At 42.8% G+C, this 26777-nt stretch carries 29 protein-coding genes; 19 read left to right on the plus strand and 10 right to left on the minus strand.

From position 1 onward, the window contains the following. Positions 1-2 precede the first annotated feature (2 nt). The 11 genes from G5B00_RS03230 to G5B00_RS03280 all read left to right on the plus strand — a co-directional run bounded on the left by G5B00_RS03230 (position 3) and on the right by G5B00_RS03280 (position 13513). Entirely contained in the window at positions 3-587 is a 585-nt protein-coding gene (locus tag G5B00_RS03230; protein ID WP_163871813.1) for a hypothetical protein, read from the plus strand. Next, entirely contained in the window at positions 574-1179 is a 606-nt protein-coding gene (locus tag G5B00_RS03235; protein ID WP_163871814.1) for a hypothetical protein, read from the plus strand. Before G5B00_RS03230 ends, G5B00_RS03235 begins: the two co-directional genes overlap by 14 nt. A 24-nt stretch (positions 1180-1203) precedes the next feature. Next, positions 1204-3168, plus strand: a complete 1965-nt coding sequence (locus G5B00_RS03240; RefSeq protein WP_163871815.1) for a DUF5689 domain-containing protein — start codon at positions 1204-1206, stop codon at positions 3166-3168. An 82-nt stretch (positions 3169-3250) separates the two neighbouring features. Beyond that, positions 3251-4183 carry an endonuclease/exonuclease/phosphatase family protein gene (locus G5B00_RS03245; protein ID WP_163871816.1) on the plus strand — a complete coding sequence of 311 codons (933 nt, stop codon included), beginning with the start codon at positions 3251-3253 and terminating at the stop codon, positions 4181-4183. A 151-nt stretch (positions 4184-4334) separates the two neighbouring features. After that, positions 4335-7133, plus strand: a complete 2799-nt coding sequence (polA, locus tag G5B00_RS03250; protein WP_163871817.1) for a DNA polymerase I — start codon at positions 4335-4337, stop codon at positions 7131-7133. A gap of 136 nt (positions 7134-7269) precedes the next feature. Next, complete coding sequence (locus tag G5B00_RS03255; protein WP_163871818.1) at positions 7270-7923, plus strand: phosphatidylserine decarboxylase family protein; 654 nt, start codon at positions 7270-7272, stop codon at positions 7921-7923. A 109-nt stretch (positions 7924-8032) separates the two neighbouring features. Then, positions 8033-9058, plus strand: a complete 1026-nt coding sequence (locus G5B00_RS03260) for a sensor histidine kinase (protein WP_163871819.1) — start codon at positions 8033-8035, stop codon at positions 9056-9058. A gap of 65 nt (positions 9059-9123) precedes the next feature. Then, complete coding sequence (locus G5B00_RS03265) at positions 9124-9771, plus strand: DUF47 domain-containing protein (protein WP_163871820.1); 648 nt, start codon at positions 9124-9126, stop codon at positions 9769-9771. Between the two features lie 30 nt (positions 9772-9801). After that, a complete protein-coding gene (locus tag G5B00_RS03270; RefSeq protein WP_163871821.1) occupies positions 9802-10812 on the plus strand; it encodes an inorganic phosphate transporter in 1011 nt (336 codons plus the stop codon). A gap of 231 nt (positions 10813-11043) precedes the next feature. Then, positions 11044-12456, plus strand: a complete 1413-nt coding sequence (locus G5B00_RS03275; protein ID WP_163871822.1) for an OmpA family protein — start codon at positions 11044-11046, stop codon at positions 12454-12456. Positions 12457-12712: 256 nt separating this feature from the next. After that, entirely contained in the window at positions 12713-13513 is an 801-nt protein-coding gene (locus tag G5B00_RS03280; protein ID WP_163871823.1) for a tyrosine-protein phosphatase, read from the plus strand. Between the two features lie 50 nt (positions 13514-13563). Here the strand turns inward: G5B00_RS03280 and G5B00_RS03285 are convergent, their stop codons facing one another. The 5 genes from G5B00_RS03285 to G5B00_RS18135 form a co-directional block, all read right to left on the minus strand. Then, entirely contained in the window at positions 13564-14151 is a 588-nt protein-coding gene (locus tag G5B00_RS03285) for an RNA polymerase sigma factor (protein WP_205966277.1), read from the minus strand. Further along, positions 14123-14485: a hypothetical protein gene (locus G5B00_RS03290; protein WP_163871824.1), complete on the minus strand. Its 363-nt coding sequence runs from the start codon at positions 14483-14485 to the stop codon at positions 14123-14125. The genes G5B00_RS03285 and G5B00_RS03290 overlap by 29 nt, the downstream gene beginning before the upstream one ends. A gap of 146 nt (positions 14486-14631) precedes the next feature. Beyond that, the gene (locus G5B00_RS18125; RefSeq protein ID WP_205966976.1) at positions 14632-15210 is read right to left on the minus strand and encodes a transposase; all 579 of its coding nucleotides are present in this window, start codon (positions 15208-15210) and stop codon (positions 14632-14634) included. Then, complete coding sequence (locus tag G5B00_RS18130; protein WP_240894365.1) at positions 15161-15475, minus strand: IS110 family transposase; 315 nt, start codon at positions 15473-15475, stop codon at positions 15161-15163. The genes G5B00_RS18125 and G5B00_RS18130 overlap by 50 nt, the downstream gene beginning before the upstream one ends. Next, positions 15450-15674, minus strand: a complete 225-nt coding sequence (locus G5B00_RS18135) for a hypothetical protein (protein ID WP_240894381.1) — start codon at positions 15672-15674, stop codon at positions 15450-15452. Before G5B00_RS18135 ends, G5B00_RS18130 begins: the two co-directional genes overlap by 26 nt. Positions 15675-16620: 946 nt before the next feature. On the opposite strand from G5B00_RS18135, the gene G5B00_RS03300 reads away from it, so the two are divergent. The 7 genes from G5B00_RS03300 to G5B00_RS03330 all read left to right on the plus strand — a co-directional run bounded on the left by G5B00_RS03300 (position 16621) and on the right by G5B00_RS03330 (position 22364). Next, complete coding sequence (locus G5B00_RS03300) at positions 16621-18204, plus strand: recombinase family protein (protein ID WP_163871825.1); 1584 nt, start codon at positions 16621-16623, stop codon at positions 18202-18204. Between the two features lie 349 nt (positions 18205-18553). Beyond that, the gene (locus G5B00_RS03305) at positions 18554-18946 is read left to right on the plus strand and encodes a hypothetical protein (RefSeq protein ID WP_163871826.1); all 393 of its coding nucleotides are present in this window, start codon (positions 18554-18556) and stop codon (positions 18944-18946) included. Between the two features lies 1 nt (position 18947). Next, positions 18948-19499 (plus strand): hypothetical protein, encoded by a 552-nt coding sequence (locus G5B00_RS03310; protein WP_163871827.1) that lies wholly within the window; start codon positions 18948-18950, stop codon positions 19497-19499. 27 nt (positions 19500-19526) lie between these two features. Then, positions 19527-20489 carry a helix-turn-helix domain-containing protein gene (locus G5B00_RS03315; RefSeq protein ID WP_163871828.1) on the plus strand — a complete coding sequence of 321 codons (963 nt, stop codon included), beginning with the start codon at positions 19527-19529 and terminating at the stop codon, positions 20487-20489. Positions 20490-20495: 6 nt separating this feature from the next. Next, positions 20496-21065: a hypothetical protein gene (locus G5B00_RS03320; RefSeq protein WP_163871829.1), complete on the plus strand. Its 570-nt coding sequence runs from the start codon at positions 20496-20498 to the stop codon at positions 21063-21065. A 17-nt stretch (positions 21066-21082) separates the two neighbouring features. Continuing rightward, positions 21083-21880: a hypothetical protein gene (locus G5B00_RS03325; RefSeq protein ID WP_163871830.1), complete on the plus strand. Its 798-nt coding sequence runs from the start codon at positions 21083-21085 to the stop codon at positions 21878-21880. Positions 21881-21914: 34 nt separating this feature from the next. Beyond that, positions 21915-22364, plus strand: coding sequence for a lipocalin family protein (locus G5B00_RS03330; RefSeq protein WP_163871831.1), 450 nt, complete (start codon positions 21915-21917; stop codon positions 22362-22364). A gap of 111 nt (positions 22365-22475) precedes the next feature. On the opposite strand, the gene G5B00_RS03335 is transcribed toward G5B00_RS03330, so the two are convergent. The 5 genes from G5B00_RS03335 to G5B00_RS03355 all read right to left on the minus strand — a co-directional run bounded on the left by G5B00_RS03335 (position 22476) and on the right by G5B00_RS03355 (position 26111). After that, positions 22476-23069 carry a relaxase/mobilization nuclease domain-containing protein gene (locus tag G5B00_RS03335; RefSeq protein ID WP_163871832.1) on the minus strand — a complete coding sequence of 198 codons (594 nt, stop codon included), beginning with the start codon at positions 23067-23069 and terminating at the stop codon, positions 22476-22478. Next, positions 23059-23439, minus strand: coding sequence for a MobC family plasmid mobilization relaxosome protein (locus G5B00_RS03340; protein WP_163871833.1), 381 nt, complete (start codon positions 23437-23439; stop codon positions 23059-23061). Before G5B00_RS03340 ends, G5B00_RS03335 begins: the two co-directional genes overlap by 11 nt. A gap of 298 nt (positions 23440-23737) precedes the next feature. Next, entirely contained in the window at positions 23738-23878 is a 141-nt protein-coding gene (locus tag G5B00_RS18375; protein WP_410510759.1) for a MerR family transcriptional regulator, read from the minus strand. A gap of 309 nt (positions 23879-24187) precedes the next feature. Next, entirely contained in the window at positions 24188-25366 is a 1179-nt protein-coding gene (locus G5B00_RS03350; protein ID WP_163871835.1) for an IS4 family transposase, read from the minus strand. A gap of 331 nt (positions 25367-25697) precedes the next feature. Then, entirely contained in the window at positions 25698-26111 is a 414-nt protein-coding gene (locus G5B00_RS03355) for a hypothetical protein (RefSeq protein ID WP_163871836.1), read from the minus strand. A 226-nt stretch (positions 26112-26337) separates the two neighbouring features. On the opposite strand from G5B00_RS03355, the gene G5B00_RS03360 reads away from it, so the two are divergent. Next, positions 26338-26754, plus strand: a complete 417-nt coding sequence (locus tag G5B00_RS03360; protein WP_163871837.1) for a hypothetical protein — start codon at positions 26338-26340, stop codon at positions 26752-26754. The last annotated feature ends 23 nt before the right edge of the window (positions 26755-26777 follow it).

The raw sequence follows: 26777 nt of genomic DNA on the forward strand, positions 1-26777 counted from the left end.
ATATGATGGAATTGAATAGATTGCCTGTTGTTTTTGTGTCCCTGTTTTTGTTGTCTGTTTCGTCGGTATGTGCGCAGCCGCAAAGTACTGTCAAGCGCATACACGAAACTTTTCTGGACGCACAGAACAAAAATAAATACCCTGCCGAGGTCATTACGGCTTTGTCCGGTGAATGGCTCTTTGACGATGCCTTGGTCACTGATGTCAAGTCTAGCGATATCCGTCCCAAAGCTCCGCGTCTGCTTGGGCCGAGAAGTACAAACAATGCAAATGGCTTTATCAGTACCGGGTTTGACATCAAAGGACTGACCACGATCAAGGTAGGTTTTATCGGGTACAAGGATGACATATCCGATTATTTTGCCGTAGAGGTATTTGTATCTAAGGATGGTGGGAAAAACTGGGCTTCCCTCGGTATTCGTCGGGGAGATCCTACGAAAGAAGAGGAAACATTTGCAGAGTATAAGATCAAAAACAAGAAACAAGAAGCCTATCGTGTAAAAATCGCAAATGCATCCCAACCGAAATCAGATCGGCTAAGCCGCATTAACATCACCGAAATTCAGTTTGAGTATGAAGAGCAATAAAAGAATATTTGGAATAAGGAACAACAGATCTTGGAGGAAGTTGTTTCGGAAAACCCTTTGCATCTTATGTCTGGTGGGGTCAGGTACGCTTGTGTTTGCGCAGGGCAACATCATAACCGAAACATTCGAAACAGCTACCAAAAAAGGAAGGTATCCTGAAGGAGACGTGACGGCGGCAAGTGGGAAATGGCTGTTCACCGATGCCTTGGTATGGGACAAAGAACCAACCGATTTCAGACCTATGGCACCACGTGTCATGTCTGCACCTACGATCGAAGACGAACCAGGAAGTCTTAGTACACAGTTCGAATTAAAGGGGCTAAAGAGTGTAAAGGTCGGTTTCATCGGTTACAGGTCCGATCCAGGATACTTTCAGGTCGAGGTATCGGTATCGGCAGATAAGGGCCAGACCTGGCGAAGCATCGGTACAGCAAGAGGAAGGTATGACAAGGGGCGGGAGACATTTGCCACGTTCAAGACAAATGCCAAGAAGGACGAAGGGCTGATGGTCAAAGTATCAAATATATCTGCACCGAAATTAAATAGAATGAATAGGATAAACATTACGCTGATCGAAATGGAATCCCATTAACTAATCAACTAAAAACGATTTTTTATGAAAACAAGTCTAATGCAAAATATATCCATCAGATTGTATGGGATATTATTAGCACTGATCGTACTTTCTTCCTGTGAGAGAGATGAACCCGAAACACAAGTGCCCACTATTCCCGGTTTTCCGGTGAATACGACCATTGCCAAGCTTCTTGAAAAAGGAGAGGGCGTTCTAGAGGGAGATCCCATAGTTTGGGGATTTGTGAGTGCAAGTGGTGAAAAGCAGGGATTACCCAGTCTAGCTATCATACAGGGTGACGGAGCGGCGATAGCCATTAAGGTGGAAGAAGCACAACTCTCCAAATTTGAAGCAGGAACCTTGCTGTTTGTGAAAGGCAAAGAGTTGACAATAAAAAGGGAAGGCTCATTCCTCATGTTGGCAAGAGCCGACGGGGAGGCACTGGATGCCAATGATGTTGCTGCTCATATAGGTTTTGGAGCTAAAAACCAAAAAATTCCTGTTTTGGAAATGAGTGTAGAACTGTTGGGCGAAGCACAACATCAGCAGTTGGTCACACTACGGGATGTAGAGGTGACCAATGAAGACCTGGATGGAAACTTTGGACCATCAGGCAACGATAGCCAAAAAGAAATACTTCTGCAGGACTGTGCCGGAAATGAAATTACAGTTGTAACGCCTAAAAATTCGGCTATTGCTTCTGTGGCTATTCCCGAAGGCCGGGGGAATATCATGGGTGTGTTTACGATCAACAATAACCGTAAGGAATTGCGTCTATTGGATGCCAAAGCAGCGGACGGGTTGACCCAGATACGTTGTGCTGGATCGGGAGACATCACTTTGTCGAGAGCCATAGCAGGCATCATTGCCGCCGGTGAAGGCAGTACTATCCCGGCGGGTACCGAGTTGAAAGTAGTCAATATCTCTACAATTGTTGGCGAATTAAACGGTGGTATCACTGTGCAGGATGCCAGTGGAGGTGTACACATCTCCGGGGTCACTACGGCGAATTATCCATTGGAGGCTGCATTGATCATCGATGTGGGTAATAAACAGCTGACAACCGTAAACGGCCGACTGGCTATCTCTGGTGTTGCAGATGCTGATATACAAATTGCAGGAACCTATCAGTACCCCGAAAAAATTACTTCTATAGCCAATATGACTGGCGAAAATATGAGCAATACGTTGGTCAAGATCAATGATGTTGGGATCATGCTGTACGATAATTTTGCGACCGAAAAAGTCTATCGCTTGCGGGACAACTCGGGCAAGGTACACTTGACGTTGGCTAATGCAAGTGGTATCACACTGACTGCAAATACAGCGAGTGTGACAGGTTATTTTGCCCGGGAAAACGGAGAAAATAAATTCTTCATACGCCAGCAAGCGGATGTGGTGTACGGTGGAACGGCTCCAGATCCGGATCCGAATTACATCATAGAAAATTTTACAGCTTCTTATGCCATCAGAAAAGATAACGGCAATATGATTGCCAATGGAAAAGCGTTATATTATTATACTCCGCAAGATGCTATATATGACAACTATCTGACTGCACCGACCGGCAAGTGGCTGTTCTATGGAGCACTTTTCTGGAAAACCAGAACCGGTGATATTGTCAATCCGACGGCTGTAATGATAGGTGCATCGGCGGTCAATACAACGCCACCAACGGCAGGTTTTCCTGACAATGGACCGGGTTATATAGAGACCCAATTTGCATTTGACGGAATGAAAAGGATAAGAGTCCGCTTTGGATCCAATGCCTCTACAGCCAGTACCTATAGGGTAGAAGTTCTGCTTTCGACCAATGAAGGCGCGACATGGAGTTCGCTTGGTATAACCACCACGCCGAGGACTGTATTGGGAACAGCCGATTTTTCACCAAATATCCCACGTACGGAAAAAGTAAGGTTGCGACTTGTCAATCAAACACCGGAAGCCAACGGCAGATGGGGAGCATTAATGAATGTCGTTGATATAACCGTGGAGCAACCGGATTAAATTGATATATGGGGGCATCTCCTATATCTGTCCACGACAGATATAGGAGATGCCCCCATTTTTAACATGTTATACCTAAAAGATGAAAAAAGCACTATTTGTTTACGCTTTGGCACTTTTGGCTTTGGCCTCCTGTAGTAAAGATGCAGATATAGAAAATCCAAAAAAGGAAGAAGTCCCGGACAATATTGATCATACGGACTCAAAAGAATGGCTTTCACCCCTTACGGTAGCCTCATACAATATAGAGTTCGATACCGGAGGAGACAATCCGTGGAGCAACCGAAAGGAACTGGTCAAAAGGGTTTTTGATAAATACACTCTTGATATCGCAGGTGTGCAGGAACCGTCCAAAAAACAGCTGGAAGATATGTTGGCACTTATGCCCCAATATGGTTTGGTCGGTACCGATGTGAGGGGAGAGACCACTGTAGAAAATAGGCTTACCGTGACTATTTTTTATAAAAAGGACAGAATAGAGATTGAAGATTGGGGGACATTTTGGTTGTCAGAAACACCCACGGAAGCAAGCCGAGGCTGGGATGCGGCACAATCCCGGATCTGTACCTGGGCCAAGGCGAGGGACAAGAATACACAAAAAGAGTTTTACTTTTTCAGTACCCATTTAGACCACGTAGGTACTGAAGCCCGGACAAAAGGAGCACAGCTATTATTAGATACCATACCGAAGATTACAGCAGGCTATCCGGCCCTATTGACCGGAGACTTCAATTCAAATCAAAACACCAGTTACTATAAATCAATGGTCAGCAGTGCGAACATCAAAGATACCTATACTTTGACGAAGAACAAGATAAATGCAGTACGAGGTACGTTCAATTATTATGATATAGATCAGTCCGCTAGCACCAACTACCGTATAGACCATATCTTTGTGACCGCTACACCGGAGGTAAAAATCAACAGATGGGGTATATATACCGATGTCTTTCCAGGAGGGAAATACCCGTCCGATCATTTTCCAGTCATAGTGGATGTGAGTTTTCTGAAGTAACGGTTTCATGGCAATTTCCTTCTGTGAAATTGTAGGCAAGAGTAGATTTTATGTCTGTATTACATACTAAAAAAACCTATAAGGTTTCCCAAACCTTATAGGTTTGAAAAAAACATTTAATACCTTTGTCTAAGACGCTAAAACACTTTTTGTGAAAAAATTATTCTTATTAGACGGTATGGCTCTTATCTATAGAGCTTACTTTGCTTTAAGCAAAGTGCCTAGATTGACTTCGTATGGTTTGAATACGGGAGCTATTTTAGGTTTTACCAATACCCTGCTCGAAGTCCTCAAAAACCAACAGCCCACACATATCGCCGTAGTCTTTGATACAGCTGCTCCGACCAATCGACATATTGAGTTTGAAGCCTACAAAGCTCATCGGCAGGAGATGCCCGAAGATCTGTCAGCTTCTATTCCTTACATATTCAGATTGATTGAAGGTTTTAACATACCATTGATCACAATGGATGGCTATGAGGCGGATGATATCATCGGCACATTGGCAAAAAAAGCCGAAAATGAAGGCTTTACAGTGTATTGTATGACTCCGGACAAAGACTTTGGTCAATTGGTGTCGGACAATGTTTTTATCTTCAAGCCTGCACGTATGGGCAACGGAGCCGAAGTCTTGGGTGTACCGGAGATATTGGAAAAGTGGGAAATTACCGATGTCTCTCAAGTGATTGATATTCTTGGCCTATGGGGGGATGCTGTGGACAACATTCCCGGTATTCCCGGTATAGGGGAGAAGACTGCGAAGAAGTTGATTCAAGAGTTTGGTTCCATAGAGGGGCTGATTGCCAATACAGATAAGTTGAAGGGTAAATTACAAGAGAATGTCATCAATTACACGGAGCAAGGGTTGATATCGAAGAAGCTTGCTACGATCTTGTTGGATGTGCCGATAGCATTGGAGGAGGAGAAACTTTTGCTTCAAGAGCCTAACAGAGAAGTATTAGAACCTCTTTTTGCAGAGCTTGAATTTCGTACTTTGGGAAAAAGGGTCTTCGGTGAAGAGTTTTCGGTTGTGGAGAGCCGATCTGCTTCCCCTTCTGGTCAAATGGATTTGTTTGCCGTTCCTATGGATTTGCCTCAGAATCCGACAGAAGAAACGATACAATCCATTGTGCCTTCCAATAATATTGACAATGTCGAACACGAGTACACCCTTGTAGATACTCCGGAGAAAATCAATGAATTGATCGGATTGTTATCGGGTGTGTCCCGGTTTTGTTTTGATACAGAATCAACGGGATTGGATGCTTTGACGGCAGATATGGTCGGCATGTCCTTTTCTTTTGAAAGTCGCAAGGCCTACTACGTACCCGTTCCACCCGAAAGGGAGGACGCGTTGTCCATCATCTATGCGTTCAAGCCAATATTTGAAAATCCGGATATTATCAAAGTTGGGCAGAACATCAAATACGATCTGCTGATACTATCTCGATACGGCGTACATGTCAAGGGTGAACTGTTCGATACAATGATTGCACATTACCTCATTGATCCCGACACTCGCCATGGTATGGATATCCTGGCCGAAACTTATCTCGGCTATACACCCGTGTCTATCACAGAATTGATCGGTGCTAAGGGTAAGAACCAGGGTAATATGCGGGATGTACCCGTAGACAAAATAAAAGAATACGCTGCAGAGGATGCCGACATTACTTGGCAGTTGCATGAAAAGTTTCAGCCACTATTGGAGGAAACTCATACCACAAAATTGGCCAAGGGCGTCGAGTTTCCTCTTATCTATGTGCTCTCCGAAATGGAAAAAAGCGGTGTAAAGATTGATGTGGATACACTCCGATCCTTTTCGAAGGAATTGGAAAAAGATATTCAGGATTTAGAAGCCCGTATTTATGAAAAGACGGGTGTTACATTCAACATCGCTTCGCCGAAGCAATTGGGAGAGGTCTTGTTTGATAAACTCGCGCTAGATCCCAAAGCGAAAAAGACAAAAACAGGGCAATACAAGACAGGTGAAGATGTGCTGTTGGCATTGGCACACAAATCTGATATTGTTCAGGATATTTTGGACTTCCGGCAATATCAGAAATTGAAATCGACCTATGTAGACGCTTTGCCGACCTTGATCAACCCCCATACGGGTCTGATCCATACCTCCTACAACCAAGCAGTTGCTGCGACAGGACGGTTGAGTTCAACCAATCCGAATCTACAAAATATACCCATCCGTACTGAAAAGGGCCGTGAAGTCCGTAAGGCCTTTATCCCAAGAGATCCTGGGCATATCCTGCTTTCGGCAGATTATTCACAGATCGAGTTGCGCATTATGGCCGAGTTGAGCCAAGACGAACAGATGCTGGAAGCCTTTGCTCAAGGACACGATATTCATAGGGCTACGGCCGCCAAGGTGTATGGGTTGGACCTTGAGGCCGTCACGGCCGACCAAAGACGCAATGCTAAGGCTGTCAACTTTGGTATTATCTATGGGCAGTCGGCTTTTGGACTTTCTCAAAATCTGGGTATTTCCCGCAAGGAGGCCGCAGAGATTATCGATCAATATTTTTCACAATATAAGGGTATCAAAAGGTATATGTCCGAAGTGATCGAGTTTGCGAAGGAACACGGCTATGTGGAGACCATTTTAAAGCGGAGGCGCTATCTTCGCGACATCAACTCAGCCAATATGACGGTGAGGGGATTTGCTGAACGAAATGCTATCAATGCCCCTATACAAGGATCAGCAGCGGATATGATCAAGGTAGCTATGATCGGCATACAGAACGATATTGAAACACAGCAGCTGCAAGGTAAGATGATCATGCAGGTACATGACGAGTTGGTGTTTGATATTCCTAAAAAAGAGAAAGAAGTTTTTGCGGAAATCATTACAAATAGAATGAAAAATGCCATCGAACTACGTGTGCCGATCGAGATCGAGATCGGGGAAGGGGCGACTTGGTTGGAAGCGCATTAGGCGTTGTGTTGGCGCACGAATCCTTTCGTGTGCCTGCCTTTAAGCACACGAAAGGATTCGTGCGCTAGCGGAATTTTCTAAAACTTTGGTAAAGTTCATAGATATTTTATCTAAGTTTGCAAGAAAAACAGGGGCTATGAAATTTCATAAAGAAGGATATACCAGTTTAGCATTAGTTGTACTTTTTATCTTCATTATCAATGCGGTAGCTGATTATTATGATGCGCCGGAAGCGATAAAATGGATAATCTATATTGTTTCAGCGTTTCTGTTCCTTACTATTGTTCAGTTTTTCAGAAGCCCGATCAAACGGGTCATTCCCGATGATCATGTGGTGCTTTGTCCCGCTGATGGTAAGGTGGTCGTGATCGAAGAAACTGAGGAAACCGAATATTTCAACGATAAACGTGTACAGGTGTCCATCTTCATGTCACCGATCAATGTGCACGTCAACCGCAATCCTGTCTCTGGTATTGTATCCTTTTTCAAATATCATCCCGGAAAGTTTTTGGTCGCTTGGCATCCCAAATCCTCTACAGACAACGAACGGACGACTATCGTAGTCAAAAAAGACAATGGCGTAGAAGTATTGTTTCGGCAGATTGCAGGGGCATTGGCAAGGCGTATCGTCTGGTATGTCAAGGAAAATGACAAAGTGAAACAAGGAGACGAATTTGGATTTATCAAATTTGGATCACGGGTAGATTTATTTTTGCCCGTGGGTACGGATGTCCATGTGAAAATCGGCCAAAAGGTGATCGGGGGAAAAACAGTGATTGCAAAACTTTAATCAATTTTAGAATTACGAATTACGAATTACGAATTACGAATTACGAATTACGAATTACGAATTTTCAAGTTATCGGCTATCTAAAAAAACAATTCATAATTAATTTTCCATGGACTTTAGGTTATTGGTGTTCTATATTTCACTTGGTTTTGCCGGGTCGTTGGCATTACTGAGTTTTTTTTATGAGGGGAATTGGAACCATTTCTTATTAATACTGGTCGTGGCTTTGGTGGTGACGTATATTATTTTGTCAAGTGTATTCCAAAATGTTATCCATGAACGGATAAGTAATATCTACAAACTGATTCGTAATCTGAAGTTGGGCAAGGATCTCAAGGAGGTTTTGGCAGAGCACGCCAGTGACAACCCTATCCGTAGTATTGAACAGGAGGTCAAGGATTGGGCAAAGCAAAAAGTTGGCGAAATCGACCGACTCAAAGAGCAGGAGAAGTATCGTAGAGAATTTCTATCCAATATTTCCCATGAATTTAAAACCCCTTTGTTTGCTATACAGGGTTACATAGAGACTTTGCAGGACGGGATGATCGAAGAGGATCCGGATACAGCTCTTCAATTTTTGGACAAAGCTGCAAAGAATATTGATCGGTTGACCTATCTGATTGGCGATTTGGACGAAATATCTAAACTGGAAACCGGCAAAATTCCGCTCAACATCCAAAAATTTGACATTGTACAGCTGATCCATGAGACTATCTACCAAATGGTAGACAAAGCCAATAAAGCAAAAGTCAGTCTTGTCTTTACTCCTAAGAACAATAATCCTATATGGGTCAAAGCGGACCGTTTGAAGATACAGCAGGTATTGATCAATCTGATCAGCAACTCAATAAAGTACGGAAAGGAAAATGGCAAGACTGAGATAAGTCTATTTCCCTTGTTGGACCATATATTGGTGGAAGTCACGGATAATGGGGAAGGCATAGAGGAAAAGTATCTATCTCGCGTGTTCGAGCGTTTCTACCGGACGGATGAAAGTAGGTCTAGGGAGATCGGTGGTTCGGGTTTGGGGCTTTCCATCGTCAAGCATATTGTCGAAGCCCACCAGCAGACTGTCAATGTCCGGAGTACCAAAGGTATAGGAACGACGTTTGGATTTACGTTGGCGAAGGCGTAAACTTTGGCAAACTTAACATTAAGTTAACATTAAGATGATACTTTTGTATCAAAATATGTATCACTATGTCATTAAATAGCATTTTCCAATATTTCGTTCCGAAAGACAAGAAGTTCTTTCCTTTATTTGAGCAGGCGGGAGCGAATCTTATAGAAATGGCCAAGTTACTTCAAGAAAGTGTCCGTACGAACGATCTGGAACTTAGAAGAGAAAACAACAGAAAACTAGAGGATTTGGAACACGTAGGAGACGGCATTACCCATCAGATACATTTGGAACTCGGTAAAAATTTTATTACGCCATTTGATCGTGAAGATATCCACTCTCTGGCCAGTTCATTGGATGATGTGGCTGATTTTATTCAAGGAGCATCCAATAGAATAGAGCTATATAAGGTAGAAAAACCTACCGAACCGATGAAAGACCTCACGGACTTGATTCTGGAAGCTGCTGAGCATGTTGCCAAAGCATTGTTTGAATTGAGAGATCTGAAAAACATCCGTAATATCACGGATTCGTGTGTACGGATAAACAGTGTAGAGAATAAAGCGGACTATATCTTTGACAAGGCTGTGGCCGACCTGTTTGAATATGAGACAGACGCTATCTCATTGATCAAGCAGAAAGAAGTGTTGTCTGCGATGGAAAATGCTACGGACAAGTGTGAGGATGTAGCCAATGTGTTGGAAAGTATTCTTGTAAAAAATGCGTAATCGCATTTTAAAACTTACATTCATTCTATTATGATAACCACATTATTAGTAGTCGTTATCGTCTTAGCTATTGCGTTTGATTACATCAACGGTTTTCACGATGCGGCTAATTCTATTGCGACCATAGTCTCTACCAAGGTATTGACGCCATTTATGGCTGTACTTTGGGCAGCTCTGTTCAACTTTGCCGCATATTTTTATTTTACGGATCACAAGGTTGCCAATACTATAGCAAAAACGGTAATCGACGAATATATTACGTTGGAAGTGATTTTTGCCGGATTAGTTGCCGCTATCTCGTGGAATCTTTTCACTTGGTACTATGGTATCCCATCCAGCTCGTCACATACGTTGATCGGTGGTTTTGCAGGTTCGGGAATGGCTTATGCTATTTTCATGGGCACTAATCCTATTGATGCGATCAATGTCAGTGCTACCTTGAAAATCTTATCATTTATTGTACTGGCGCCCGTCATCGGTATGACTATTTCGATTATTATCACGCTCATCATTATTAATATATGTAAAAAGAGTAGGCCTCGGGTGGCAGAGCGTTGGTTCAAGATACTCCAATTGATCTCATCAGCAGGACTGAGTTTTGCCCATGGGGGCAATGACGCCCAGAAGGTGATGGGTATTATCGCCACAGCATTAATTGCCCAACAGGTTATTCCGGATTTTGAATCTATGCCCGAGTGGGTGCCCTTATCCTGTTATGCGGCTATCGCGGCAGGGACGATGAGTGGAGGTTGGAAGATCGTCAAGACCATGGGTACGAAGATTACGAAAGTAACACCTTTGGAAGGTGTCAGTGCCGAGACTGCCGGAGCCGTGACATTGGGTATTACCGAGCATTTCGGTATCCCGGCTTCTACAACACATACCATTACAGGCGCCATTATTGGTGTCGGGGTAGTCAAGCGGGTGTCTGCTGTACGTTGGGGGGTGACCATTAGTCTGTTATGGGCTTGGGTATTGACTATTCCAGTCAGTGCTGTGCTTGGAGGCCTGGCATTAGCAGTGTTGCATTACATTTTGTAGCTAGATGGCCACAAGGTGAAAGGAGTCTAGTGTTTTTTATTGAGTAACAGATAAAAAAACTAGAAATATTTGGGATATTTCTAGTTAATAGTTACCTTTACACATTAATTTTACGACGACAGTACAACTTTGAAAGAAATTTATAATTTTGATTGATTTTGGCACTGTTATTGTAAATAGATGTTAAAAACAGAGAACAATTAAAAATTTAATAACCTTAAAAAAAAGAGTATGAACTATTCTACAATTAAAAAAACAGCAATTGCTGCATCTCTAGTAGCCGCTTTGGGTTATGCAGAGAATGCACAGGCGCAAGCACAAGTATTCGGTGGACGTTCACAATATAGAACATGGTCTATCGGTTTGCAAGGTGGTATTACTACTCCTAATGTGCTTATCGGTGGTCAGAACGCCTTTGGCAAAAAAGTTGGTTATTTCCAAAACAAAGTTGGAGAATACTATGGTTTGACTATCCGTAAACAATTCTCTCCTCTATTCGGATTGGAATTGGAAGGTAACCGTGGTAAGATTAAGACTTACAATCATGATCTTTATGTAAATGATGCCACAGGTGCTGGTTTTGAGCCGGGTTCGGGTGATGGAACTGGTCAGGCTAACTCTGCCATTACTTCTGTAAATTGGGCTGGTAGCTTGAATGGTGTTTTCCAATTGGGAACTATCGACTTCTTGAGAAGAGAAAATGCAGTTAATTTCTACGCTAAAGTGGGTTTGGGTGCATTTGCTTACAATCCTGTTCAGTATGCCAATAATACATTCGATGGTGCAGAAGTGTATAACAACAAAGGAAACTGGGGAGATGAAATCTTCGGAGATCGCGATGCAGTAGGTGATCGTGACTATCGTCTAGGTATGTATGTACCTGTCGGTGTCGGAGTTAAGTTTAAGTTATCTGAAGTTGTTGCTTTGAACTTAGGTTATACAATGAACTTTACTGATGAAGCGGCTCTTTACGGACCTTCATCAAGCGATAGCAAACAACGTTTTGCTAATGTTTACGGTGGTCTAGAGTTCACTTTAGGTTCTCGTGACAAAGAAAATTTGACATTTGCAAACCCTGTGTCAAACCTTTACGACGAGTTGAAAGATCCATCATTGCGCAACGAAGTTGAAGCTTTGAAACAACGTGTTTCTGCTTTGGAAGGTACTGTTGATCAATTGGGTAAAGACTCTGATGGAGACGGTGTATCAGACAAATTCGATAAATGTCCTAACACTCCTGCCGGTACTCAAGTAGACGGTTCTGGATGTCCTATCAAATTCCCTGAGCCAGTTGTTCAAGCACCAGCTGCTACTACAGGTGAGTACTTTGCTCCAATCGGATTCGAATTCGATAGCTCAGTATTGAAAACAGAGTCTTACGCTACTTTAGACAAATTGGCTAAAGAATTGCGTGATAACAACAAGTCTGTGACTTTGGATGGTTATGCTTCTGCTGAAGGTACTGAAGCTTATAACTTGAACTTGTCTAAAGACCGTGCTAATGCAGTAAAACAATACTTGGTAAATGCGGGTGTTCCTGCATCAAGCATCATTGCTAACGGTTATGGTGAGGCTAACCCTATCGCATCTAACGATACTGAGGCTGGTCGCGTTCAAAACCGTCGTGTTGAGATCAAAAAGTAATTCGAGAAATTTTAGAATTATATGTTAGTAAAAGCCGTTGCATTTATGCAACGGCTTTTACTATTTATACTATAGTAGTAATTCCTCTACAATTTGTAAATTTTGTTTTTATTCTCTTAAGGTGATTTTCGATATATGGCATACATTTTGATTAGCATGTGATATGCCTAATGAAAAATTACTGAAAAAAAGAGTAGCATTCTGGGGTAACATTTCGTTATAAAAATGCATACTTAATTAAAGAAAGAGAAGATTTATGGGATTTTTATCAAATCTATTTAAAAGCAAGCCGAATACTCCTCCAGTGAAAGTCTTAGGTAAGTTAGCCTTTCTAGAAGTGGATATGCATAATCATATTCTGCCCGGAATAGACGATGGTAGTGCCAATGTCGCACAATCTTTGTCTCTCATCAAGGGCTTAAATACAATGGGTTTCCAAAAGTTTATTTGTACTCCTCATATTATGGAGGGTGTACACCCCAATACAAAGAGTACCATATCCCGATCATGTACCGAATTGACTACAGCTTTGCATGCAGAGAGTGCTAAGGTCGAGATTTTTGCTGCAGCGGAACATATGATCGATGACGGATTGCAAACTTTGATCGAAAAGGATAACCTCTGCCTTATGCCAGGTGGATATGTGCTGATAGAAATGTCTTATTTATCGGAGTCAAAAGCACTGTTTCAAGTCATTATGGATATCCAGAAATTGGGATATAAACCGATATTGGCGCATCCGGAAAGGTACAGTTACTTCCACTACAACTTTGATATGTACAAACAGATAAAGGATGCCGGATGCTTGATGCAGTTGAATCTACTGGCGATCAGCAGGTATTATGGTACCGAAGTAAAAGTGGCGGCATTGACTATGATCAAATCTGGGATGTATGATTTTGTGGGTACAGATGTGCATCATGAACGTCATTTGAACGCTTTGATTGAGGTTGTGAAAAAGTACCCTGTGCGTGATCTGTTGAAGACATGCAATATCCAGAATGCTAAACTCTTGGATCATTGGTCTGAAGGTAAGCCGACAATAGCGGTAGGGTAGTAATTGATTTGGCGTGTTCTTGCTCATCAGAATATTTTCAAGGACTTGATTCAATAAAGCATCAGCTCTTTATATAGCCCGTATAGTCGTTTACGTAGATGCTTTACGGCGTAGTGTTTCCGTGATAATAATGTGTTGACAGGTATATTCAGAGCTTTGGCGATTTCTTTCACGGGCAAACCATCTAGTTCCGTAAACTCAAAGGCTTCTCTTTGTTCCAAAGGCAATTCAGAAAGCACTGTTGCAAGTTCTTTCCACACTAGCGAATGCATATATTCTGTTTCGGGAGTTGGATTATCCTCATTAAACAATATCTCCGAGAATTCTTCCAATACGTTGCCCTCATCATCATAGTGTGAGGTTGGAAACCTTTCCTCGCGTTTTTTCTTTCCTTTATTAAGGATGCTGTTTCGGGCTACCCGATATAGCCATGCCGTAACTTGTTCAATCGGACTAAGATTTTCTTCCACGTTTTTTATCAACTGATAGAAAACATCTTGCAAGATATCCTCGGCATCTTCTTTATTGGAAACTCTTTTCTGAATGAATGATTTTAAACGAGGTTGGTGTTCCTGAATAAGGCTTTCCACATTCATTTCGGTGACAGGCTTATCTCTCCCCGTTGTCTTGCTCTTCATGTTTTTCCATGTCAAAATGATCTATTCCACAAGAATTTCCAAAACCGAACTTCCGTCTTTTGTTGATAAATTCTTTTCGTTGTTCGGGAGACATTTTCATCCATTTCTCGCGGATAGCATTTCTTTTTTCATGCATCATCATTCTATTACCGCCAAATCCAAAACGGCCCAATAGTATACGGCTCAATAGAAATAATCCCAATGCCTGCCAAAAATTGATCTCCGTTAATCCAAAAATATCCGTTATTAATGCGTTCCATAACAGCATGACGACTGCACCGACAGTTGCTAAGGCTATAGCACACATAACGGCAATTTTTATACCTTTTTTCATCTTATTCAACTTTAATTTGTATATGGAAATGAGCACTTCCTAAGTTTAAATATTAGATTTAAATAAACCCAAAAAGGGTTCGGGGGTTATAAGCTAAAGCCAACCTCTTAAACAAATTATCGATAGAGAATTAAGCTTCTCCTTATTTACATCACTACTTCCTGAAACGGAATGATTTGATACTGGTGTTCTGAATTATAATAAGAATTGTTTTTCCATAATATAAAAGTCAATTCTAGCAGTTTTCTTTGGATGGCAACTATAGCCTTCATTTTGATACCATGCCTTGACACCATTCTTAAGAAAATATCTCTGAACCTTTCATCAGTTCTAATTGCAGCTAATGCGGGAAAGTGCATTACCTTTCTTAAATTCCTATTACCCCGCTTGGAGATTCGAGGTTTGGATTTCACTGAGGTTCCAGATGTCTTTTCTCTTACATCTAATCCTGCATAACTGACCAACTGTCTTTTATTCTTTATTAACTCGAATCCGTTGGTTTCTGCTATAATCGTTACAGCAGTTAGATTTCCAATTCCGGGAATAGAAGATACCATTTTCATCTTTTCCACTAGAGTTTGATCTCCTTTGATAAGTATAGCAATTTCTTCTCCTATCTCCTTTTCCTGCAAATCAATAAGAGCTATTCTTTTTTTAGCTCGTTGCACTGAGTTTTCACTTGATGTTGCAGAAATACGTTCTGCATGGAGTTGATTTTTTAACATTGTTCGCTCCTGTACCAACTTGCTCACGTTCCCGACAAAGATGTCTCAAATCATTTAATATTTTGAAAGGTGGTTGCCAGCTTTCCAATTGTCTTTCTAAACCGAATCTCGCAATGGCTTGTGAAGCACTCTTGTCAGTTATAGTTTTTATGTCAAGTGTTCTGGCGTAATTTCCGATCTTGTTTGGTAAAACGACACTTACTTGTTTTTTAATATTGCAAAGATAGTAGGCTAAGGATTCATGGTAGACTCCTGTAGCTTCCATTACGTACTGTACTTCTGTTGTTAATTGATGTCTGCTTATTTACCCACGATACAAGACTTGAAAACCCTTTTTTAGTATTGGGAAATACTTTGTAGGCATAGACTTCTATTCTAATCTGCTCATCCATTCTACCAAGCGATACAACTAATTCATTCTGTGCAACATCAATTCCTACTGTCTGTTTTAATAATACCTTCATCTTATCTAGTTTAGGTAAGTGATAACCTTTCTTCATCTTTTCTCCTGACTGGATATACTGGCTATAAGACTCATTATAATGAGCAAATTCCTTACATTCTGTTCAGATTCTAAAAGGTCAAAGAAGAGGAGGCAGTCTCTTTTCTTGAATATACCGTAAGGCTATTTAAAGCAAAATCTGCTCTCGCCCTTCTTCACTTAGATTATATTATACAAACATAGGAGCAGCAAAGCACATTAACCGTATTCGGAGAATAGGTTAATGTGCTTCGCCTGCTAAATCCCGAGTGAAATCACCACTGTAGAGAAAATCAACGCCATCGACTGCCAAATACTATCTTTTTTTAATATGGCCTTACAAATGCTGTTTTATTTGCTGTGTAGTTTATTAATGGTGAAAATTGATCAGCAATAAGAAAAGTGACAAAATTGAATAATATGGCTATTGCTATCAGGCGAGGCGTATTACTGGAACCGGAAAGCCTCATAGTTAAATTCTAACTAAGTAAAATCCTGTTGGGATAGCTACCTTTGTAAATATCTCCACCAATCTTATTCCAAAACGCACCATGTAAGGCAAAACAAACTGCTTCTAGGGCTTAAGTTTTTTCGTAGGTAGTATGAAAGTACTAAAAAGCCTGAAAAGGTCTCAATACCTTACATAAACTATCAGTAAGAGATTATCCAAAAGATACATCTCGTTGCCGCCCACAACGGCGGTTACAGATTTGGTTCCTCTTTTATGGGTATCCAATGATAGAAGTTAATATGCGTATTCGTAAATTTATAAGGAGGTGAGATATGGAAGGAAGTATACGTGGGAAGGGAAAACCGCTCACTGAAATTCAGAATGGTACTCGGCATACCGCTGGCATGGTATCGGAAAATGAAAGGCCGTTCTTGGATCTACTGGCCGAATTATTGGTTGAACTTGTAATGGATGAAAAATGAATGCAATAGGATATATAAGAATAAGTACAAAAGATCAGTCGAAATACTCGCTGGATGTTCAAGCAGATTCTATACGGGAATATTGTCGCCGTAATGGGCTTGAACTGCTTAACATTTTCAGGGATAATGGCGAGTGCAGTGATACTTTTGATAGGGCCGACTTTCTGGCTCTTGAAGATTTCATCAAGAAGCATAAAGGAAGCGTTCGCTACCTGATTATTATGGACCATGACAGATTCAGCCGGGATCTGGCTGAGGCTCTGTTGAAAATAAAGCAGTTTGAGAAAAAATTTCACATAAAGGTTCTCTCAATTGACGAGCCTCTTGATTTGGACATCAACGATCCGGACGTTTTTCTCCAACGAGCCTTTAAATATCTAATGGCGAATCAGGAGTTGTTAAAAATCCGAAAGCGTACGAAAGGAGGGATATATAATGCGATGGCAGCAGGCCGGTTTGTACAGAAGGCCCCTTTAGGTTATAAAAACGCCAGGGGTGAAAGCGGCAAAGGTATTATTATCGTGGACGAAACAAAGGCGCACCTCATCCAGAAGATATTCGAGCTGTATATGGCTGGAATACCGTATTACCTGATCAATGACGAAGTTAAGAAGTTGGGGTATCAATTAAAGGCAAATGGCGCTATTCAGGCCGTATTGAGTAATTGCGTCTACGCCGGTTTGATAAAAGTTCCTGCATTCGAAAAAAATCCTGAACGGTATGTCAAAGGGCTGCACCAAGCACTTATTTCCGAAGAGGACTTTTGGAAGGTACAGGAGATGATGGGCAAGATGAAAGCTGTCAAGCGAAAGCAACCTGCCGAGGATGTGCCATTAAGAGGGATATTGAAATGCTGGTGTGGTAATAACCTTACTTCGGGATGGAGTAAAGGAAAGTTGAAATACTATCTCTATTATCTCTGTCCTAAGCATAGAAACGTCAGTCTTTCTGGTCAGAAGCTCCACGAACAATTTAAAGAGGTCTTGCGCAATCTTAGTCTGAACGAAAAACAAATAAGTTATATCCGGGAAGCCGCAAAAGAAAAAATGAAAGATAATCTCGAAAAAAGGAAGATTGGACTCGATGCAAAAAACAAAGAGTTACTCGAGGTTGAAAGACAAATCGATCAATTGGAACAGAAACTACTTGAAGATAAAATAGAACCATCAACGTATAAAAAATGGTATCCTAAATACACCCAGAAGAAAGCTGAAATTCTTGCCGAACTTAGTAGAATAAAGAAGAATACCAAAGATATATGGGATCGTCTTGCCGATAAACTGGACCTATTGCTAAACTTGGAAGGACTTTATGAACAACTACCCGTTATAGGGAAACATCAACTCATAAATGCGGTGTTCAACCAAGGATTGACCTACCTTGACGGTAGCTATCGAACACCTAACCTGACGCCTGCATTATTACATAACGAATTGATAATGAAAGAAAAAGGGTTGCTCTTAATAGAACAACCCAGTATGGTTTGGCGGCAAATTCCGCTTAGTAGCCCCTATCGAACAGATATTGAACTCTTTTTTAGAAGATTTGGCACGTTTGGCGAGGCTGGCGGTTTAGATTAAAAGAGCGAAAGCAGAAGTAATATTTTGCGAAAGGTATCGCTATCCGGCACTTTCTGCAAAACTCCGAAACGCCCAGAGGATGAACCTATCTGTAAACACCGTTGAAAACTATAGGGCATTCGCACTCGGCTGCATCCGCAGGAACATGAAAGAATACGCTTCCATATCGGCCATTTTTCTTCTATACCTTAACCATTTTCCCGTACATCTTCTCTGATAAAATCTTAGAAGAAGTTGAGAACCATTTTAAATATGCCTTCACTCCAAGGCTTCACCGATTTGTCGCATTTTTACAATACATTGTTGCGGAAATTGGACAGGTTTGCAGACCTTAGAATCATCTGGCCAAATGAAAAAGGACGCTAACAGGAACCGAATTATAGTGCTATTCATAGCTGGAACAGCATTTTTTGGTTGGCATATCTTCTCCACCATTGGAGATGGAGGCCTCTCCGAAAAAGACAAACGACTGATAGAGGCGAATGGACTGAAATGCATAGCTTTCCTTCGGGCGGTCGAGCGCACCGGTTCCACTGTAAACAACATCCATCAATACCAATTTTTATTCGACGTCAAACCCGATTCAGGAGACGCCTTTACATATCAGGAGAAAAAATTGATCGATCCCATCTATATGGACAGGATTGAAATCGGGATGGCCGTACCGGCCTATGTCATGCCCGGAAACCAGAGCAAGGTATGGGTCTTGTGGGAAGACGTAGGCATAAAAAACGCTTTCTGACATGAAATTACGTAATATCTTATCCAAACTATTGCTAGGGGTGTTGCTCCCGGCATACCCTATTGGGGCATCCGCTCAATTCGCATCATCACCAGAATCTTTTTTTCTTGCGCTAAGACAAGCTGTGAACAAACGGGATACCGCGGCATTGAAACGGTTGGTCTACCCCTTCAGGGATGAGGTGGAAGACATGCAGGCCGGCATGATCGAAAACATGCTGGACGGAGATCCGCTACAGCGCGGCGACGGTGCATTTTCTATGTATGCGTTGGATACACTCATTGCGCATCACCTAGCTGAAATCAGACCGGTGGACGACGATCTGTATGCTCAATTGGCGGCCGACCGGGTTTTCGGCTCTGTCATCAGTACGTACGCGCAACGGCAGGTATGGATTATGGATTTCAACGAAGTCCGCATGATTCTCTTAAAGAAGAAAGGCAATTTCCAATTGCTTTTCTGGGAAAACCTGAACCGCCTGCTCAATCCCGTTTTGCGGCGGGCGCGGAATCATGCTACGTTACTAGTTTCATATCCAAGTAACTTTACCTAAGTTTGAAGGACATAACTGCCACTCGAAATGAACCACGCATGCTATCTCCCTTCTCCCACGCTCAGCGAATACGTTGCTTGGTACCTCCTTTCCGAAGATACGGATACGCACGCGAACTGGCAGGAATCCACCGTCCTTCCCAACGGCCTTTCTGCCCTCGTGTTTTCCTATGGAGCGTCTTTCAAGTGCGTTACCGGTCTCCAAAAACAACGGACAATTCGTAGCGTTTCCATACTCGGACCACATACCAAGCCATGCCGCAACTGGTGGAAAGAGCCTACGTTCACCTTCATCATTGTTTTTAAGCCATTGGGATTATTTAAACTCCTAGGCGGCAACCTAAATGAATTAAAGAACGACGTGATCGATCTGGCTGACTACGGGTTCTCTGATTCATCGTGGATGTGTGAGAAACTGGCACAGTTGACCAGTGCACACGCCAAAATCGCATGGGTCGAACATTGGCTTAGGGTGCATCTTGCCGGAAGCACCTACCGTCCATCGTTGACAGCCGATTTTCTTCAGTACGTCATCGATCGTTTGGGGAAGGTATGTGTTGAAAGCATTGTACAGAATATGAACGTAAACAGGCGATACCTCGAACGCCAGTTCAATTTGCAGCTGGGTATGTCTCCGAAAGACTATGCGGAAACCATCCGGTTTTCCTATATCGCTTCCAAGCTGGCCAAAACACAGCAGGCCCAATGGCCGGAGCTCACGTATCTCGGCGATTTTTACGATCAATCACATTTTATCAAGCATTTCAGGAAACACAGTAATATCTCTCCAGGCCAATTCCGAAAAATAATAACCCAATCGAAAAAAATCAGGTTCCTCAGCCAAATGAATATATACAACGACAGCGAAATTGATCGGCGCAATAACTACATTGTCATAGCCGAGAAGACGGATAATCCTGCAAATAAATGTCGGACTTTTACAATGGGGTGCCCGCGTGTATCCGCAACTTTGGATACGATGGAAATTTAAGAAGACATGAAGAAAAGAAATCAACTGTCGACATTTTTTTTAGTAGGGGCACTCATGGCTGTTTTTATTTTTTCCTGCAGTAAGGGAAAGAGCAAAGAAAACGTTATGGTCCAGGTGACCCTTCGGGCCGGTGACGAGATACTGATGGATGTAAGGGGTACGGCGTCTGAAGTGGCCGGAAAGGCACATGCCCGTATCAGCACCCAGGATATCTCCGGGCCCGAGGGGGGCACTGTAAAAACGAATACGGTCGGTGTGGTAGCGAATACCTCCGGTCAGGGAGACAACGAAATGAAAACGCTGGTTATAACGTTACCGGACGTTACCGGCCCCGGTAGGTATGATATCGTAGCGTTGAAAGGACTTTTTATTTATTCAGATTCGAGGGATGGTATGAAAGGATGGGAAGTGTCCCCGGAGGCGGAAACAAGCCGTGGAATCATTCACATCGAAGCGATCGGAAATAAAGACCTCCCCGCGTTGGGAAGACCGGTTAAGGGGACATTTTCCGTCACCGCTGAAAGCCAGGACGGAACGTTGAGGCAATTTACCGGAACATTTGATGGTGGTATGTAATAAAATCGATTTGCACCATGAAGACGAACCGATCACAGTTTAGACTTTTCTTGATGCTTTCAATCTGGAGCTGCATGGTCTCCTGTAGAAAAGACAGCCCCTCCGCAAACCCACCGGTCGAAAAGCTTCTGCAAAAGGTCTATAAAGACGGTGTATTGTATCTCGACATATTTTACGACGATAAATATACCATCCATCGCATCGATTATTATCGGAATGGCGAAAAATTCCGACAAAGCAACATAAGCCTAAATGAAAGCGGTCGGGTGAAAGAAGTTGTGAGCAACTTTGACCATTATACCGCCATTCGCGCACTGACCTATGACGGGGAACGAAAGGTGCTCGACGAGACAACCTCTGACTTCGATGATGGCCGCAGTTCCTATTTCAAAAGAATATGGAAATATCCGGCAAAGAATGTCATTGAAGATCACGTGTACTTCACGGAGGATTCCGAAGATGCGAGCTATGTCTATACCTTTATGTTTACAGAAACGGGGAATCTTGAAAGAAAAGAACAAAAAGTGGCCTCCTTGCCTATCCAGGACAGCTATGAGATTTATCAGTACGATACCGGTCTTTCATACGAACATATGATTGAATCCAATATCCCGGGTTATTTTGAAAGCCCTGTTTCTAAAAACCAGCCTTTGAATGCGAAAGTCTACAAGAAATCCGGTGAATTGGTTTCGGAAATAAGATATCGAAATACGTATGATAAAGACGGCTATTTAGAAGTAAGTCTGCAGCAGTCTGACGAATGGCAAGAGGAATACCGGTTCCGATATAGCTTAAAGGACAGCAAAAATAACTGAAGTGAAAAATCTAATAACTTTATCTTTTTTAAAAATGAACGCTACAGAAATGAAGAATATTTACTGCAATATATTAAAAATCAGTGTTTTTGTGTTTTTTTTCATCGTTGTCGGTGCTTGTGGAAAAGACAAAGAACCCATACCTGAACCGACAAATGCCGAGCTGATTGTAGGTAAATGGTATATCACAAAAACAACGACATCTGATGGTGCTGTACAGCAACCTGCAAACGACTGTGAAAAGAAAACCTGTTACGAATTCAGCGCCGAAGGCGTAATGAACGTCAATCATTTTGAGCTGGATGAAGTGTGCAAAAACACGTTATCCATGACAGCTCAGTACACCCTGACACTGGATCGAAGAAAGCTGGTTGTCATTGGATCCGATGGGGTTTCTAACGCCTTTGAAATCATCCGCCTGAACGACAAGATATTGGAAATAGAAGTTGGAGGCGGTATCATCGCGGAATTTGAGAAAAGATGATGTTACTGTTTACATAGAATAACTCAATCGCCATCCACTTAAATTGATCATCAAATACTCTTGGTGTTTTTCCCATAATAACTACTGACTTTTAAAGTTAAAAATTCTACCCTAAAAGTCTCCAGACAAATGTAGCAACTTCATCTCCACCTGCTTCCATGTGGTGGCTTTTGCCATGATGGATTTAAGGGCATCGTGTATGGCATAGCGCAATCTGTCATTGCCCCGAAGTGCCTGCCTGTTCACTTTTGACTTTCCCTTGCCGAGATGGTAACCATAACGCTCGGTCATCTCCCTGCACACCTTTCGGCTCTTGTGCCAATGGTTGAAATTGCCTATTGTCTTTCCATCGTTGCCCACTCGATTGTATACGATGTGCAGATGCGGATGTTTCTTGTCCTCATGCAGCACGGTCACGTATTGCGTGTTCTTGATGCCCATCTTTTCCATGTATTCCCTTGCATGTTCCGCCATCTTCTCAACGGTAAGCTTATCCCAGTCCTCGTTGCTCCAGCTAAGCACGGTATGCCCTACGGCATTGCCAAGCTGTGGGCGCATCTTTCGCTGTGCGTTTAGGTCTGCAATAATCGCCTTGATGTTGTAATTCCTAACGCCTGCCGAATCCAGGACAAAGGACTGTTCACGTTCCAACAGGTAACGGACGCAACCGCCGAAACTCTTGCCCGTAATAACCTTAGCTATCATCCCTGCCAATCCTTTCCATTAACCGCTCCACCTCACTGAGTAATCCGCGCAGATTCGCCATGATTGACACAAGCCCTCCCTTGTGCGCAAGCTTGGTCAGCTGGTTTAAGTTGTTCGCCATGCCCGACAACGTGCGCAGGTAGCCTGTTTCTTCTTCTGACAGCCTCGGTCTTATCACGGCAACCTTTGCGGACTGCCGGAACCAATCGCTTATCCGCATGCCTGCATTTCTCGCTTTCCCTGCAATCGCCAAACGTTCGGTTGGGGTTATCCGTACCACGAGCGAAACGCTTCGTGTGATGGCTTTTTTCGGACGGCCACGCTTGCGTGTTTTTCCGTCCGTGCCTTTTTCTTTCGCTAATTTTTTCATTGGCGAACCTCCCCAAGTTTACGGACTGCGACCATCGGGAGCATCCGCCGTTCCCCACACCGCGGAGCGTGGGGAAACGGTTTTTTGCATTGCAAAAAAATAAACTTGCTCCCTACAGAGCGACAAAGGTCTACCTTTGGAGAACTGACGGCGGATTGCGTGTCTTTCCCGTGGTCTTTCCAAAAATCTTTCCGATTGGACACCTGCTTTTGGTCGGGGTTGCTACTTAGCTGTCGGGTTGGATAGGTAGCTAACGGAATAGCTGGATATATCACCATATCATTGTTTCGATATACCATCATTTACCCCCCTTTCCGCTCTTTGCAAGAGCATCGCGGATGGCCTCGTCCGAGTAATAGACCTTTCGGCCGATGCGTCGAGGTACGAGGATGCCCGCCTTTTCCCAATAGTGCATGGTGGAATAGGCCACGCCGAGCATGAGCCGTGTCTCGGCTCTTGTCCTGTAACCTATGTTCTGTGGGGTGGGGTCGGCTTTTCTGCCGTTTCCCCGTGGAGTGCCTCTCTAACGGCCTCCTTTACATGCTCGGATAGGATTTCCTTAAACTCCCTGTCCGAATAGCTTGTGAGTATCTGCGCCATATCAAACGTATTTGTATGGAGCAATGTTCGGGGGGATTCAAAGGGGGATTGGTCACTATTTCACCTTTGTTCGGTGGGATGCCATGCAGTACGGTTTAGGATACGTCTTTTGGTATACGGACTTTATTTGGATATTAGTACTGATGCGTTAACTTTTTGCATCAAATAAGTTTAACAATTTTTGTTCTTTGACACTTTGATTTTTTTGATCCTGAGCGATTAGATCCTTTAGCGGTGTTTTATCAAACGCCGAGATTCCGAGGATCTGCATGATTTCGTAAATGGAGAGCGTGCTTTTCAGGTTATGCTTGACCATGGCTACGATAAGATAGGTACAAATGGCTATCCAGACATGGGTGTTGACCGCATTTTCAGAATGCCCCCATAAGGATTTTATGACCAGGTTCTGCTTTATCCATTTGAAGAACACTTCAATCTGCCACCTGTGGCGGTAAAGCCGAGCTACTTCAAGAGCGGATACCTCGAAGTTGTTGGTAAGGAATGCCAGTTCGACTTCTTTGTCACTGTCGTAGTATTCCACCAGCCTTAATTGGCCGGGATACAGCTTTTTGGACTTGTACCCGTTCAGTATGATGGTACGGTCGGCAAGCAGCCCTGTCCGTGGATCGATATTGGGATTATTTTCAACAACGGAGAAATCCATGGAAGATTTGGCCCTGGTGATAAAGTATGCGCCGCAAACATCGATATTGTGCAAAGCTGCGAAATCAACGTAAGCTTTATCCATTACATATATCGCCTCTGGGATGGGGATCAGGATGTCCAGCGAGTTGCTGTCATGGTATTTCCCATCGGTGATTAGGATAAATGCCGGAATACTTCCCCTGAGATCCAATAGGGTGTGTACTTTGACCGCTCCGCGTGAGTATTTGCCGGGTGCCCATCCGAATAGTTTCAGGCTGAGCGATATGGTCGTGGAATCCAACGCAAACATCTCGTTTGAAATATCCACCCCCAAAATGCCCTGCTCGCTGTACATGGGCCTTACTTTACTGATCAGGTAGTTCCCGAAATCCGAGAAAATCCGCTGGTCACGCCCTTCGTTCGCCCTTGACAGTGTCGATTGGTTGACATATTTCCGGATCCCGAGGTGATACAGCTTATTCTTATGCGCTTTCAAGCATACGCAGATATCCCGGAGCGAATTGCGCGAGGTAAGCTGGCCGAAAAACAACTGGATGAACTGGTTCCAACAGTTGAAACCCCTTGTCCGGAAATCACCATCGTACTTCGCCACGCATTTGTCGAACTCGTACCTGTCAACAAATTGCAGAAGCTGGGCAAAAACATACTTCCCTGAATTCATAGCCGCATTTTAAGGCGGCAAATCTACAGGTCAATTCAAATCAAAAAATCAAAGAACGACTATAATATATTTATATACAATGCTTTACAATGAATTTTAAAAACTTAACGCATCACTAGTATTTGGATATTAATTCTCGTTGTGTAATGATTTTTTCCATGGTCTTCCTCGTCTATCTTTACTTGGCCTACAACCATAGCCATCTTCTTTTTCTTCATGGATTCTGTGCGAAAGTTCCTTTTTATGTATGTTCGGCTTACCGCATATTCAACGGGATGGAACAATGGTAAGCCGAACGGTAAAGTTTAAATGGTTTAAACTGAACTATAGTCTATTCGGTAAGCTCAACATGTGACACTAAATAAGCCTTTCCAAAATTTTCGGGGTCGTGGGTGACAGTCACACGAATGGATTTCCACTTGGATTCCAACACTGTCGGTGAGTTATCATATCGAAAATTCGCCTGATTGTATTCCCAAATTTCAGCTAACCGTTCTCCTACCTCTTCATCCGTGTAGGTGAGTTTCATCTTGGCTCCGGTGTCGAGAAGATACAGGTAGCTGTCTTCTTCTTTTTGAAGCCATATTAAGTCCGGCCCAGGCACAATCGACCGCACAATGGATAATTCAAAAGGTTCGTTACCCTCATATTTCTCTTTGCTGATAACTTTGATAAACTTAAGATGGCTCATGGGGCCTCCGTCCATCATTTGGGGGCCTTTGTAAGCAACCATCTTCGCTTTCACTCTATAAGTATAGCCAGCTTCCCTATCGTCAAATCCAGAAAGTGGTAGTTGTGGAGATTCATTTTGTGGCAATAGTAAAGGAATATCACCGACCGCTCCATAGCGGTGACTTACCAGTAGTTCTACCTCTTGCCCATCTTTGAGATTAAAAGAGCCATATCCCTCCTCCTTTGAACATGCGGAAATGACAAGTACGGTAAATAATAAATAAAGTGAAGCGATTGATGTGGGCGATTACAAAGAGATCAAGAAAGAGTGCGAAGACAGGCTGGCCAAGCTGGAGGGACAGCTTGCCGAGAAATCAAACACGGTATCTGTGGGCAGTATAGAAAAGTCGCTCGATAAGGCTATCCAGACACTGACCAATATAGACGTTATGTTTGACAAGGGAACGGTTACGGACAGGCGTACGATAATAAGTTCGATATTTCCGGAAAAAATCACTTTTGATGGTTCGCAATATCGAACTCCCCGGCTGAACAGCGTTGCTAATTACATCTATTTGATAAACAGCAACTTACACCAAATAAAAAACCGGAAAAGTGAAGATTTTTTTCACCTTTCCGGTATGGTAGCCCCTAACGAACAAATATTGAACTCTTTCTTGGAGGATTTGGCACGTTTGGCAAGGCTGGCGGCTTAGATTAAAAGAGCGAAAGCAGAAGT

The sequence above is a fragment of the Parapedobacter sp. SGR-10 genome (assembly GCF_011030405.1).
Taxonomy (GTDB): domain Bacteria; phylum Bacteroidota; class Bacteroidia; order Sphingobacteriales; family Sphingobacteriaceae; genus Sphingobacterium.